Raw genomic sequence first — 13,442 nt, 5'->3', positions numbered from 1 at the left:
CATGCATAACTGCTGCCCTTCACAGAGACAGGTCAATGGGTTGGTGAACAGGCACCACTGGTGGCGCGACGCGGTGATCTACCAGGTGTACGTCCGCAGCTTCCTCGACAGCACAGGCGACGGGGTCGGCGATCTCGCCGGGGTCCGGGCCGGACTGCCGTATCTGAAGAAGCTCGGGGTGGACGGGATCTGGCTGAGCCCCTTCTATCCCTCGCCGCAGCACGACCACGGCTACGACGTGGCCGACTACTGCGACGTCGACCCGCTCTTCGGCGACCTCGCCGAGTTCGATCTGCTGGTCGCAACAGCCCGGCAGCTCGGCATCAAGGTGCTGCTCGACATCGTCCCGAACCACTGCTCCAGCGAGCACCCGTGGTTCGCTCAGGCGCTGGCCGCCGAGCCCGGCAGCGCGGCCCGTGCCCGCTTCCACTTCGCCGACGGCCGCGGCGCCGACGGGTCCGAGCCGCCCAACAACTGGCACTCCATGTTCGGCGGCCCGGCCTGGAGCCGGGTGACCGAGGCGGACGGGCGGCCCGGCCAGTGGTACCTGCACATGTTCGCGCCCGAGCAGCCCGACTGGAACTGGCGCAACCCCGAGATCGGCGCCGAGTTCGACCGCATCCTCCGCTTCTGGCTGGACCGCGGCATCGACGGCTTCCGCATCGACGTCGCCGCCGGCCTCTACAAGCACCCGGAGCTGCCCGACTCGGACGACCCCGAGGCCGACGCCCGCACCCGCGACTCGGTCAACCCGCTCGCCTGGAACCAGCCCGAGGTGCACGAGGTGTGGCGCCAGTGGCGTTCCATATGCGAGGAGTACACCGCCCGCGACGGCCGCGAGCGGCTCCTGGTCGGCGAGGTGTCCGTCCCGACCGCGCGTGAGCATGCCCTGTACGTCCGCTCCGACGAACTGCACCAGGCCTTCTTCTTCGACCTGCTCAGCGCCCCCTGGGAGGCCGACGCCTTCCGCAAGGTCATCTCCGAGGCCATGCAGGACATCGCCGGCACGGGCTCCACGGTCACCTGGGTCCTCAACAACCACGACCAGGTCCGTACCGTCACCCGCTACGGCGAACCCGCCACCGAGGGCAGCGGCCTCGGCGCCGCCCGCGCCCGCGCCGCCGCGCTGCTGATGCTGGCGCTGCCCGGAGCCGCGTACATCTACCAGGGCGAGGAGCTGGGCCTGCCCGAGGTCGTCGATCTGCCCGACGACGTGCTCACCGACCCGATCTTCCGCCGCACCGGAAGCCGCGCCCGCATCCGCGACGGCTGCCGGGTGCCGCTGCCGTGGTCGGGACAGGCGTCGCCGTTCGGCTTCACCTCCGGCGTGGAGAGCGCCAAGCCCTGGCTGCCGCAGCCGGACTACTTCGCCGAGTACGCGACCGACCGGGCCCTGGCCGACACCCGCTCCTTCTGGCACCTGTACCGCGACGGCCTCCAACTGCGCTCCGCACTGCCCCAGTTGGGCGAGGGCACGCTGCGCTGGCTGGACAGCCCGCCCGGCGTCCTGGCCTTCGTCCGCGGTGACGGCCTCGTCTGCGCCGTCAACTTCGGTACGGCTCCCACGTCGGCGCCCGTCTCCGGCACCCCGCTGCTGTCGAGCGGCCCCTGCCCGGCCGGGGTGCTGCCCGGTTCCACCGCGGCCTGGTGGATGAGCGACGGGACCGAGCTCACCACCGCCTGATTTTCCGTCAGTTTCCCCATCCTCGAAGGGACATCAACGATGATGCGACGACGTACCACCCTGCTCACCGGCTGCACCGCCCTCGTCCTGGCGCTCGGCGCGACAGCCTGCGGCGGCGGACCGGTCTCCGCCGGCGGCGGCGACAAGGCGCTCAGCGGTCAGACGGTCACCGTGGCCGGAGTCTGGACCGGCACCGAGCAGAAGAACTTCCAGAAGGTGCTGGACGCGTTCAGCGAGAAGACCGGCGCCAAGACCGAGTTCGTGTCCACCGGGGACAATGTCTCCACCGTCGTCGGCAGCAAGATCGAGGGCGGCAACGCCCCCGACGTGGTGATGGTCCCGCAGCTCGGCGTGCTCCAGCAGTTCGCGAAGAAGGGCTGGCTCAAGCCGTTGTCCGGTGCGGCCCAGAAGTCGGTGGACACCAACTTCGCACCCGTCTGGAAGAACTACGGCAGCGTCGACGGCACCCTCTACGGCCTCTACTTCAAGGCCGCCCACAAGTCGACCGTCTGGTACAGCCCCGAAGCCCTCGCCCAGGCGGGCGTCGAGGCGCCGAAGACGTACGACGAGATGCTGAAGGCCGGCCGGACCGTCTCCGACTCGGGCCTCGCCGCGTTCTCGGTCGCCGGGCAGGACGGCTGGACGCTGACCGACTGGTTCGAGAACGTCTACCTCTCGCAGGCCGGACCCGAGAAGTACGACGCCCTCGCCGCGCACAAGCTGAAGTGGACCGACGCGTCCGTGGTCGAGGCGCTCAGCACCCTCGGCAAGCTGTTCAAGGACAAGCAGCTGATCGCGGGCGGCCAGAAGGAGGCCCTCAACACCGACTTCCCGGGCTCGGTCGAGAAGGTGTTCGGGCCGAAGCCCGAGGCGGGCATGGTCTACGAGGGCGACTTCGTCGCGGGTGTCGCCAAGGACCAGTTCGGCAAGTCGATCGGCGAGGACGCGAACTTCTTCCCGTTCCCGGCGGTCGGCGGTGGCGAGGCGCCGGTGGTCAGCGGTGGTGACGCGGCCGTCGTCCTGAAGGACGGCAAGAACCAGAAGGCCGGCATGGCCCTCCTGGAGTACCTGGCGACGCCGGAGGCCGCGGCGGTCTGGGCCGAGGCGGGTGGCTTCCTGTCCCCGAACAAGAACGTCGACCTCGCGTCGTACGGCGACGACGTCACCCGGGCGACCGCCAAGTCCCTCGTCGCGGCCGGGGATTCGGACTCGGTCCGCTTCGACATGTCCGACCAGGCCCCGGCGGCGTTCGGCGGCACCAAGGGCGCCGGCGAGTGGAAGCTGCTGCAGGACTTCCTGCGCGACCCGTCGGACCCGAAGGGGACCGCGGCGAAGCTGGAGGCCGCGGCGGCCAAGGCGTACCAGGGCCAGGGCTGACCGGTCATGACCGCCACACTCGTGAAAGAGACGAGCCCGGCGCCCTCCACGGGCGCCGGCAAGGCGCGGGGCCGCCGCACCCGGCGGCGCGGCCGGATCATCGCCCTGCTCTTCGTCTTCCCCGCGCTGCTCCTGCTGGGCGCGCTGGTCGTCTACCCCGTGCTGTTCTCCGTCGGACGCAGCTTCTTCGACGCCTCCGGCACCCGTTTCGTCGGCGGCGAGAACTACGCCGAGATGTTCCGCGACCCGGCCACCCTCAAGGCCATCCGCAACACCACGATCTGGGTCGTCGTGGCCCCGGCCCTGCTGACCGGCCTCGGCCTGATCCTGGCCGTGCTGGTGGAGAAGATCCGCTGGGCGACCGCCTTCAAACTGCTGCTGTTCATGCCGATGGCGGTGTCCTTCCTCGCGGCCGGCATCATCTTCCGGCTCGCGTACGACGAGGACCCCGACAAGGGCGTGCTGAACGCCGCCGCCGTGTCCGTGCACGACGCCTTCACGGGCACGTCGACGTATCCGACGGCCCGGGCGCGCGACGGGCAGGGGCTGACGAAGGGGGCGGACGGCTCGTACCGCACGAGCGCGAGCGCGTCTGCGGGCGAGGCGGTGACGCTGGGCCTGGTCGGCGTCCTGCCCGCCGACCTGCCCGGGGATGCTCGGCCGGCGTATGCGGCAGCGGAGCGGAAGGCGGGCCCCGGTGAGCTGCGCGGGGTCGTGTACCTCGATTTCACTCCCGGCGGGGGAGGGGAGCAGGGCAAGGTCGACCGGCGCGAGAGCGGGCTGCCGGAGATGAAGGTCGAGGCGGTGCGGGCCGGGAAGACGGTCGCTTCGGCGACTACCGCGTCCGACGGTTCCTTCCGCTTCGAAGGGCTGGACGACAGGTCGTACACGGTCAAACTGCCGGCCTCGAACTTCGCCGCGCCCTACGAGGGCATCTCCTGGCTCGGTCCCACGCTCGTCACGCCGGCGATCATCGGGGCGTACCTGTGGATCTGGACGGGCTTCGCGATGGTCCTGATCGGCGCGGGCCTGTCGGCCCTCCCCCGGGACGCGCTGGAGGCGGCGCGGATGGACGGCGCGAACGAGTGGCAGATCTTCCGGCGGATCACGGTGCCGCTGCTGGCGCCCGTCCTCACGGTCGTGTTCGTCACCCTCGTCATCAACGTGATGAAGGTCTTCGACCTCGTCTACATCATCGCGCCCGGGCCGGTGCAGGAGGACGCGACCGTGCTCGCCACACAGATGTGGCTGGTGTCGTTCGGCGGCGGCAACAACCAGGGCCTGGGCAGCGCGCTCGGCGTACTGCTTCTGCTGCTGGTCATCCCGGCCATGGTCTTCAACGTCCGTCGTTTCCGAGGGAGTCAGCGATGAACGCGGCCATGAACACGGTCAGGCGCGGCCTGGGCAACGGGCTGGTGCAGGCCTTTCTGGTGGTGATCGGCCTGGTGTGGCTGACGCCGCTGGCCGGGCTGTTCCTGTCGTCACTGCGGTCCGCCGAGGACACGGCGAAGGGCGGCTGGTGGACGGTGTTCGCCAGCCCCGGCCAGCTGTCCTTCGACAACTACTCGGCGCTGCTTCAGAACGCCGGGATCACCCAGGCCTTCTGGAACACCGTGCTGATCTCCGTGCCGGCGACCTTGCTGGTGGTGGTCATCGCGGCGCTCGCCGGGTACGCCTTCGCGTGGCTGGACTTCCCCGGGCGGGAGGCGATCTTCCTGGTCGTGGTGGCGCTGCTCGTGGTGCCCGTGCAGATCGGGCTGCTGCCGGTCGCCAAACTCTTCGGCCAGCTGGGCCTGTTCGGCACGATTCCCGGTGTCGTCCTCTTCCATGTGGCGTACGGGCTGCCGTTCGCCGTGTTCCTGCTGCGGAACTACTTCGCCGAGATGCCGAAGGAGATGCTGGAGGCGGCGCGGATGGACGGGGGCAGCGAGTGGCGGATCTTCACACGGCTGGTGCTTCCGGTGGGGCGGCCGGCGATCGCCTCACTGGCCATCTTCCAGTTCCTGTGGGTGTGGAACGACATGCTGGTGGCGCTGCTGTTCGCCGACAGCGCCTCCCAGCCGCTGACCGTGGAACTCCAGTCGCAGATACGGCAGTTCGGCAGCAACATCGATGTGCTGGCGCCGGGGGCGTTCGTGTCGCTGGTGGTGCCGGTGGTCGTGTTCTTCGCGTTTCAGCGGCACTTCGTGCAGGGGGTGATGGCGGGGTCCGTGAAGTAGCGCGGACACCTTGCCGTGGCGCGGCTGTGCGGCACATGTGCTTCGGGCCCTCACTTCACTGAGAAGCGAGGGCCCGAAAGGCGTTCACGGAGACGCTGTTGGATACAGCGACCTCGGCAGCTGCGATGCCGCCGCCGAGTCCAGCAGCCACAGGGTCCTCGAACGGCCGTACGCCCCCGCTGCCGGTGCCTGGATCTCGCCCGCGCCCGACAGCGCGATAGCCGCGGCCTGCGCCTTGTCCTCGCCGGCCGCCAGGAGCCACACCTCGCGGGCCGAGCGGATCGCCGGGAGCGTGAGGGTCACGCGGGTCGGCGGCGGCTTCGGGGCGCCGTGGACGCCGACGACCGTGCGTTCCGTCTCGTAGAGCGCCGGGTGCTCCGGGAACAGCGACGCCACGTGGGTGTCCGGGCCCACGCCCAGCATCAGGACGTCGAACGTCGGAACCGAGCCGTGGTTCTCCGGGCCCGCCGCCTTCGCCAGTTCCTCCGCGTACGCGGCCGCCGCCGCATCCGCGTCCGTGCCGAACGGGCCGTCCGACGCCGGCATCGCATGCACCCGCTCCGGGTCCAGCGGCACCGCGTCCAGCAGCGCCTCGCGTGCCTGTGTGACGTTGCGCTCCGGGTCGCCCTCGGGGAGGAAGCGCTCGTCGCCCCACCAGAGGTCCAGCCGGGCCCAGTCGATGGCGTCCCGGGCGGGGGCGGCCGCCAGCGCGGCCAGCAGGCCGTTGCCGTTGCGGCCGCCCGTGAGGACCACGGACGCGGAGCCCCGGGAGGCCTGCGCGTCCACGATCTTCGTGATCAGCCGGGCCGCCGCGGCCTGGGCCATCAGCTCCTTGTCGTGGTGCACGACCAGCTGCGGTGCCGTACTCACTTCGCCGCCGCCTTCTTCACCGGTTCCAGCGCCGCCGCTTCCTTCGCGGGTGCTTTCGCAGCGGCTTCGACGGGAGTCTCGACCGCTGCTCCTTTGGCCGGCGATCCCCCCTTGTCCTGCGACTCTTCGGCCCGTGACTCCTCAGCCCGTGACTCTTCGGCCCGTGAGTCCTCGGCCGACGGCTCCTCCGCCCTGGCCACAGCGGCCTCGGCCAGGGCCACGGCCTGCGCGGCCTTCGCCACGGCGGCCTCGGCGCCCCGAACCGCCGGAACCGGAACGGAGCTCAGCCGCTCCACGCCGAACCGCAGCGCCGACGCATACGTGTCGTCCGGGTCGAGCCGCCGCAGTTCCTCGGCGATCAGCTCGGCCGTCTCGCGCCGCTTCAGCGCCACCGCACGGTCCGGCTGGCCCTGGATGGAGAGGGTCGCCAGGGAGCCGTCCGCACGGTCGAGCGTGATCGGGCCGCAGTCGGTGGCCATGCGGACCGCGGTCAGACCGGGGCCCGACGACAGCGACCGCTTCACGGGGACGTCCAGCCGGTCCGCGAGCCACATCGCCAGCAGCTCACAGCTCGGGTTGAACTCCTCGCCCTCCACCTCGACGGCCCGCACCTCGCAGACCACCTGGTCCAGAGCCGCCGCCAGCATCGACCGCCACGGCGTGATCCGGGTCCAGGACAGATCCGTGTCGCCCGGCGTGTAGGCGTCGGCGCGCGCCGACAGCTCCCGCACCGGCTGCTCCGAGGCGTACGTGTCCGTCACCCGGCGCTGGGCCAGTGCCCCCAGCGGGTCGTTCGCCGGGTCGAGCGGCGCGTTCACCGGCCACCAGACCACCACGGGGGCATCCGGCAGCAGCAGGGGAAGGACGACGGACTGCGCGTGTTCGGAAACCTCGCCGTACAGCCGCAGCACCACCGTCTCGCCCGTGCCCGCGTCCGCGCCCACCCGCACCTCGGCGTCCAGCCGGGACTGCGTACGGTCGCGGGGCGAGCGGGAGACGCGCTTGATGACGACCAGGGTGCGTGAAGGGTGCTCGCGCGAGGCGTCGTTCGCGGCCTTCAGGGCGTCGTACGCGTTCTCCTCGTCCGTCACGATGACCAGCGTGAGCACCATGCCGACGGCCGGCGTGCCGATCGCCCGGCGGCCCTGCACCAGCGCCTTGTTGATCTTGCTGGCCGTGGTGTCGGTCAGGTCTATCTTCATGGCCGGCGCCAGCTCCGTCCGTCTCGCTCGAGCATTTCGTCCGCCTCGACGGGACCCCACGTACCGGCCGGGTACTGGGCAGGCCTGCCGTGCTTGTCCCAGTACTCCTCGATCGGGTCGAGGATCTTCCAGGACAGCTCGACCTCCTCGGTGCGCGGGAAGAGGTTGGCGTCGCCGAGCAGGACGTCCAGGATCAGACGCTCGTACGCCTCCGGGCTGGTCTCGGTGAAGGACTCGCCGTAGGCGAAGTCCATCGACACGTCCCGGATCTCCATCGACGTACCGGGCACCTTCGAACCGAAGCGGACCGTGACGCCCTCGTCGGGCTGGACGCGGATCACGATCGCGTTCTGCCCGAGTTCCTCGGTGGCCGTCGTGTCGAAGGGGGAGTGCGGCGCCCGCTGGAAGACCACCGCGATCTCGGTGACCCGGCGGCCGAGCCGCTTGCCGGTGCGCAGATAGAAGGGGACGCCCGCCCAGCGGCGGTTGTCGATCTCCAGCTTGATCGCGGCGTACGTGTCGGTCTTCGACTTGGCGTCGATGCCCTCCTCCTGGAGGTACCCGACCGCCTTCTCGCCGCCCTGCCAGCCGGCCGCGTACTGCGCGAACACCGTGTCCCGGCCCAGGTCCTTCGGCAGCCGCACGGCACCGAGCACCTTGGTCTTCTCGGCGGCCAGCGCGTCCGCGTCGAAGGAGGCGGGCTCCTCCATGGCGGTCAGGGCCATCAGCTGGAGCAGGTGGTTCTGGATGACGTCACGGGCGGCGCCGATGCCGTCGTAGTAGCCGGCGCGGCCGCCGATACCGATGTCCTCGGCCATGGTGATCTGCACATGGTCCACGAAGGACCGATTCCAGATCGGCTCGAACATCGTGTTGGCGAAGCGCAGCGCCAGGATGTTCTGGACGGTCTCCTTGCCCAGGTAGTGGTCGATGCGGAAGACCTGGTCCGGGGCGAAGACCTCGTGGACGACCTTGTTGAGCTCCTCGGCCGACGCCAGGTCGTGACCGAACGGCTTCTCGATCACCGCGCGCCGCCAGGAGCCGCCGGTCTGGTCGGCCAGCCCGTGCTTCTTCAGCTGCTGGATGACCACCGGGAAGGAGCGCGGCGGCACCGAGAGGTAGAAGGCGAAGTTGCCGCCCGTGCCCTGTGCCTTGTCCAGTTCCTCGATGGTGCCGCGCAGCCGCTCGAAGGCGTCGTCGTCGTCGAAGGTGCCCTGCACGAAGCGCATGCCCTGGATGAGCTGGTGCCAGACCTCCTCACGGAAGGGGGTCCGGGCGTGCTCCTTGACCGCGTCGTGGACCTCCTGCGCGAAGTCCTCGTTGGCCCACTCGCGGCGGGCGAAGCCGACCAGCGAGAAGCCCGGCGGCAGCAGACCCCGGTTGGCGAGGTCGTACACGGCGGGCATCAGCTTTTTACGTGACAAATCGCCCGTAACGCCGAAGATCACCAGGCCCGACGGCCCCGCGATACGCGGGAGCCGTCGGTCGGCGGCGTCACGAAGCGGGTTCGCTTCCGTGACGGTGAAGGGTGGCAAGGGATCAGCCCTCCGAGGGGGCGAGGCGCTCGAGCACGGCCTCGGTCGACTTCAGCAGGTCGTTCCAGGACGCCTCGAACTTCTCGACGCCCTCGTCCTCCAGCAGCTGGACCACGTCGTCGTAGGAGATGCCGAGCTTCTCGACGGCGTCCAGCTCGGCGCGGGCCTGCTCGTAGGTGCCGGCGATGGTGTTGCCGGTGATCTCGCCCTTCTCCTCCGTGGCCTGAAGGGTGGCCTCGGGCATGGTGTTGACCGTGTTCGGCGCCACCAGCTCGTCGACGTACAGGGTCGGCTTGTACGCCGGGTCCTTCACGCCGGTCGAGGCCCACAGCGGACGCTGCTTGTTGGCGCCCGCGTTCTCCAGCGCGCTCCAGCGGTCGGACGAGAAGACCTCCTCGTACGCCTGGTAGGCGAGGCGCGCGTTGGCCACGCCCGCCTTGCCGCGCGCGGCCTTGGCCTCGTCGGTGCCCAGCGCGTCGATGCGCTTGTCGATCTCGGTGTCCACACGGGACACGAAGAAGGAGGCCACCGAGTGGATCTTGGACACGTCCAGGCCCTTGGCCTTGGCCTTCTCCAGGCCGGCCAGGTAGGCGTCCATGACCTCGCGGTAGCGGTCCAGCGAGAAGATCAGCGTGACGTTGACGCTGATGCCGTTGCCGATCGTCTCGGTGATCGCCGGCAGGCCCGCCTTGGTCGCCGGGATCTTGATCAGGGTGTTCGGACGGTCCACCAGCCAGGCCAGCTGCCGGGCCTCGGCGACGGTCGCGCGGGTGTTGTGCGCGAGGCGCGGGTCGACCTCGATGGAGACCCGGCCGTCCTGGCCGCCGGTGGCGTCGAAGACCGGGCGCAGGATGTCGGCGGCGTCCCGGACGTCCGCCGTGGTGATCATGCGGATCGCCTCTTCGACCGTCACCTTGCGGGCGGCGAGGTCGGCGAGCTGCTGGTCGTAGCCGTCACCGCTGCTGATCGCCTTCTGGAAGATCGTCGGGTTGGTGGTGACACCGACGACGTGCTGCTGGTCGATCAGCTCGGAGAGGTTGCCGGACGTGATGCGCTGGCGCGACAGGTCGTCCAGCCAGATCGCGACGCCTTCCTCGGAGAGGCGCTTCAGTGCGTCTGTCATGGAAAATCAAACTCCTACGTCTCGTATATGAGCGTCAGCGCTGGGCCGCGGCGAGGGATTCCCGCGCGACGGCAGCCACGTTCTCGGCAGTGAAGCCGTACTCCCGGAAAAGGACCTTGCCGTCGGCCGACGCACCGAAGTGCTCCAGGGAAACGATGCGACCCGCGTCCCCGACGTACTTGTGCCAGGTGAGACCCACTCCGGCCTCCACCGCGACACGCGCCTTGACGGCCGGCGGAAGGACGCTGTCCCGGTACCCCTGGTCCTGCTCCTCGAACCACTCCACGGACGGCATGGACACGACTCGCGTCGGCACCCCGTCGGCCTGCAGCTGCTCGCGTGCCTCGACGGCCACATGCACCTCGGAACCGGTCGCGATGAGGATGACCTGCGGCTCGCCACCGTCGGCCTCGAACATCACGTAACCACCGCGCGCGGCGTCCTCGTTGGCCTCGTAGGTCGGCACACCCTGCCGGGTCAGCGCGAGCCCGTGCGGGGCACCCTTGCCGAACTCCTTGGTCCAGCGCTTGAGGATCTCGCGCCAGGCGATCGCGGTCTCGTTGGCGTCGGCCGGGCGGACGATGTTCAGGCCCGGGATCGCACGCAGCGAGGCCAGGTGCTCGATCGGCTGGTGCGTCGGGCCGTCCTCACCGAGGCCGATGGAGTCGTGCGTCCACACGTACGTCACCGGCAGGTGCATCAGCGCCGACAGACGCACGGCGTTGCGCATGTAGTCGGAGAACACCAGGAAGGTGCCGCCGTAGATACGGGTGTTGCCGTGCAGCGCGATGCCGTTCATCTCCGCGGCCATGGAGTGCTCGCGGATACCGAAGTGGATCGTACGGCCGTACGGCTGCGCCTCCGGGAGCGGGTTGTCCGCGGGGAGGAAGGAGCTGGTCTTGTCGATCGTCGTGTTGTTGGAGCCGGCCAGGTCGGCCGAACCGCCCCACAGCTCGGGGATCACGGCCCCCAGCGCCTGGAGGATCTTGCCGGACGCGGCACGCGTCGCGACACCCTTGCCGGGCTCGAAGACCGGGATCTTCTCCTCCCAGCCGGTGGGCAGCTCGCCCTTGCTGATGCGGTCGAACTCGGCGGCGCGCTCCGGGTTGTTGTTGCGCCACTCTTGAAGCTGCTTCTCCCACTCGGCCTTGGCCTGACGGCCGCGCTCCAGCGCCTTGCGGGTGTGGGTGATGACCTCGTCGGAGACCTCGAAGGACTGCTCCGGGTCGAAGCCGAGGACGCGCTTGGTGGCCGCGACCTCCTCGTCACCGAGCGCCGAGCCGTGGGCGGCCTCGGTGTTCTGCGCGTTCGGGGCGGGCCAGGCGATGATCGAGCGCATCGCGATGAAGGAGGGCTTGTCCGTGACCGCCTTGGCCTTCTGGATCGCGGCGTAGATGGCGGCCGGGTCGAGGTCGCCGTTGGCCTGCGGCTCGACGCGCTGCACATGCCAGCCGTACGCCTCGTACCGCGCGGCCGTGTCCTCGGAGACGGCCGTCTCGGTGTCGCCCTCGATCGAGATGTGGTTGTCGTCCCACAGCAGGATCAGGTTGCCGAGCTTCTGGTGGCCGGCCAGCGAGGAGGCCTCGGCGGAGATGCCCTCCTGGAGGCAGCCGTCACCGGCGATGCAGTAGATGTAGTGGTCGAAGGGGGAGGTGCCCTCGGGGGCCTCCGGGTCGAAAAGACCGCGCTCGTAGCGGGCGGCCATCGCCATGCCGACGGCGTTGGCGACACCCTGCCCCAGCGGACCGGTCGTCGTCTCCACGCCCACGGTGTGGCCGTACTCCGGGTGACCGGGGGTCTTCGAGCCCCACGTCCGGAACGCCTTCAGGTCGTCCAGCTCCAGGCCGAAGCCGGCCAGGTACAGCTGGGTGTAGAGGGTCAGGGACGAGTGGCCGGCGGACAGCACGAAGCGGTCGCGCCCGACCCAGTCGGCGTCCGCCGGGTCGTGCCGCATCACCTTCTGGAAGAGGGTGTAGGCGGCAGGCGCCAGGCTCATCGCCGTACCCGGATGGCCGTTGCCGACCTTCTGTACGGCATCGGCGGCCAGGACGCGGGCGGTGTCGACGGCCCGCTGGTCCAACTCGGTCCACTCGAGGTCTGTGGTGGTCGGCTTGGTGCTCACCCTGGGTCAGGGCTCCTCTCCACATGTCACGCATGTCGAATGCCGGTGCACGGGGCGCCCCGGCCGTGGTCGAGCCTACCCCCGTAAGTACGTGCGTCTTTTCGAGTCATTCCAGACTGCCGGGACTCTCGGGGATCCGCCTCCCCACTGGGCTGGATCGCATTCGGCAACTGAATACGCAGGCGCTCGTCCGAGTGCTCAACCGAGTGCCGGTCGGCTCTTCCGGGGGTGGCTTCCAACACGACCCGACCCCCGCGAATGTCCGGGTCTGGGCAACGTCTACAGTGGCGTGGTACGCGCGAGCCTTTACCGGGACTTCACACGGGGAGGCTTGCTGGGATGTCTCTGTCAGGGGTGTGCGTGACGGCCGTTGAATCCCGTCCAGCGGGGATTATCGGGACGAGCCAGAGCCCGAGCCGGCGGCCGATCGGGGCCCGGGTCAAGGCGTTCGTGGCGCTGACCAAGCCGCGGATCATCGAGCTGCTGCTCATCACCACCGTTCCGGTGATGTTCCTCGCCGAGCAGGGCGTGCCCGACCTCGGTCTGGTGCTCCTGACCTGCATCGGCGGCTACCTCTCGGCCGGTGGCGCCAACGCGCTGAACATGTACATCGACCGGGACATCGACGCGCTCATGGACCGGACGTCGCAGCGTCCGCTGGTCACCGGCATGGTCAGCCCGCGCGAGTGCCTGGCCTTCGGCATCACCCTGGCGGTCGTCTCGACCCTTCTCTTCGGCCTCACCGTCAACTGGCTGTCGGCCTGGCTCTCCCTCGGCGCGCTCCTCTTCTACGTCGTCGTCTACACGATGATCCTCAAGCGCCGAACGTCGCAGAACATCGTGTGGGGCGGCATCGCGGGCTGCATGCCGGTCCTGATCGGCTGGACGGCCGTGACGAACTCCCTCACCTGGGCGCCGCTCATCCTCTTCATGGTCATCTTCTTCTGGACGCCGCCGCACTACTGGCCGCTCTCCATGAAGGTGAAGGAGGACTACGCGCGCGTGGGCGTGCCGATGCTCCCGGTGATCGCCTCCAACAAGGTCGTCGCCAAGCAGATCGTGATCTACAGCTGGGTAATGGTGGCGGTGTCGCTCCTGCTCACGCCGCTCGGCTACACGGGCTGGTTCTACACCGCGGTCGCGCTGGGCGCGGGCGGCTGGTGGCTGTGGGAGGCGCACGCGCTGCAGAACCGCGCGAAGGCGGAGGTGACGGGCGCGAAGCTGAAGGAGATGCGCCTGTTCCACTGGTCGATCACGTATGTGTCGCTGCTGTTCGTGGCGGTCGCGGTGGACCCCTTCCTGCGCTAGAG

10 protein-coding genes are annotated in these 13,442 nt (G+C 69.7%); 5 read left to right on the top strand and 5 right to left on the bottom strand.

Features of this window, described 5'->3' with window-relative positions; all coding sequences use genetic code 11:
- Position 1: 1 nt before the first annotated feature.
- The 4 genes from ACQEV2_RS09915 to ACQEV2_RS09900 are packed head-to-tail and all read left to right on the top strand — an operon-like array spanning position 2 to position 5,280.
- A complete protein-coding gene (locus tag ACQEV2_RS09915; protein WP_433038733.1) occupies positions 2–1,684 on the top strand; it encodes a glycoside hydrolase family 13 protein in 1,683 nt (560 codons plus the stop codon).
- A 39-nt stretch (positions 1,685–1,723) separates the two neighbouring features.
- Entirely contained in the window at positions 1,724–3,061 is a 1,338-nt protein-coding gene (locus ACQEV2_RS09910) for an ABC transporter substrate-binding protein (RefSeq protein WP_433038731.1), read from the top strand.
- A gap of 6 nt (positions 3,062–3,067) precedes the next feature.
- The gene (locus ACQEV2_RS09905) at positions 3,068–4,432 is read left to right on the top strand and encodes a carbohydrate ABC transporter permease (protein WP_433038729.1); all 1,365 of its coding nucleotides are present in this window, start codon (positions 3,068–3,070) and stop codon (positions 4,430–4,432) included.
- 8 nt (positions 4,433–4,440) lie between these two features.
- Positions 4,441–5,280: a carbohydrate ABC transporter permease gene (locus tag ACQEV2_RS09900; RefSeq protein WP_433054318.1), complete on the top strand. Its 840-nt coding sequence runs from the start codon at positions 4,441–4,443 to the stop codon at positions 5,278–5,280.
- Positions 5,281–5,364: 84 nt separating this feature from the next.
- On the opposite strand, the gene pgl is transcribed toward ACQEV2_RS09900, so the two are convergent.
- From pgl to tkt, 5 genes are read right to left on the bottom strand one after another with little or no spacing between them, the layout of a single operon-like run.
- Positions 5,365–6,150 (bottom strand): 6-phosphogluconolactonase, encoded by a 786-nt coding sequence (gene pgl, locus ACQEV2_RS09895; RefSeq protein ID WP_433038727.1) that lies wholly within the window; start codon positions 6,148–6,150, stop codon positions 5,365–5,367.
- Positions 6,147–7,352, bottom strand: a complete 1,206-nt coding sequence (opcA, locus tag ACQEV2_RS09890) for a glucose-6-phosphate dehydrogenase assembly protein OpcA (RefSeq protein WP_433038725.1) — start codon at positions 7,350–7,352, stop codon at positions 6,147–6,149. Before opcA ends, pgl begins: the two co-directional genes overlap by 4 nt.
- Entirely contained in the window at positions 7,349–8,887 is a 1,539-nt protein-coding gene (gene zwf / locus ACQEV2_RS09885) for a glucose-6-phosphate dehydrogenase (protein ID WP_433038723.1), read from the bottom strand. The genes opcA and zwf overlap by 4 nt, the downstream gene beginning before the upstream one ends.
- A 4-nt stretch (positions 8,888–8,891) precedes the next feature.
- Positions 8,892–10,010, bottom strand: a complete 1,119-nt coding sequence (gene tal, locus ACQEV2_RS09880; protein WP_433038721.1) for a transaldolase — start codon at positions 10,008–10,010, stop codon at positions 8,892–8,894.
- Between the two features lie 34 nt (positions 10,011–10,044).
- Positions 10,045–12,132 (bottom strand): transketolase, encoded by a 2,088-nt coding sequence (gene tkt, locus ACQEV2_RS09875; protein WP_433038719.1) that lies wholly within the window; start codon positions 12,130–12,132, stop codon positions 10,045–10,047.
- Between the two features lie 339 nt (positions 12,133–12,471).
- On the opposite strand from tkt, the gene ACQEV2_RS09870 reads away from it, so the two are divergent.
- A complete protein-coding gene (locus tag ACQEV2_RS09870; RefSeq protein WP_433038717.1) occupies positions 12,472–13,440 on the top strand; it encodes a heme o synthase in 969 nt (322 codons plus the stop codon).
- Positions 13,441–13,442 lie beyond the last annotated feature (2 nt).

It is taken from the genome of Streptomyces sp. CA-251387 (genome assembly GCF_050936625.1).
GTDB lineage: Bacteria > Actinomycetota > Actinomycetes > Streptomycetales > Streptomycetaceae > Streptomyces.
The sequence above is the reverse complement of the archived record's forward strand: the minus strand, read 5'-3'. Positions and strand labels throughout refer to the sequence as shown.

Bases quoted from the DNA above. Each gene is read 5' to 3' on its own strand.
- ACQEV2_RS09915 (WP_433038733.1), top strand. From the start codon at position 2: ATGCATAACTGCTGCCCTTCACAGAGACAGGTCAATGGGTTGGTGAAC.
- ACQEV2_RS09910 (WP_433038731.1), top strand. From the start codon at position 1,724: ATGATGCGACGACGTACCACCCTGCTCACCGGCTGCACCGCCCTCGTC.
- ACQEV2_RS09905 (WP_433038729.1), top strand. From the start codon at position 3,068: ATGACCGCCACACTCGTGAAAGAGACGAGCCCGGCGCCCTCCACGGGC.
- ACQEV2_RS09900 (WP_433054318.1), top strand. From the start codon at position 4,441: ATGAACACGGTCAGGCGCGGCCTGGGCAACGGGCTGGTGCAGGCCTTT.
- opcA (WP_433038725.1), bottom strand. From the start codon at position 7,352: ATGAAGATAGACCTGACCGACACCACGGCCAGCAAGATCAACAAGGCG.
- tal (WP_433038721.1), bottom strand. From the start codon at position 10,010: ATGACAGACGCACTGAAGCGCCTCTCCGAGGAAGGCGTCGCGATCTGG.
- ACQEV2_RS09870 (WP_433038717.1), top strand. From the start codon at position 12,472: ATGTCTCTGTCAGGGGTGTGCGTGACGGCCGTTGAATCCCGTCCAGCG.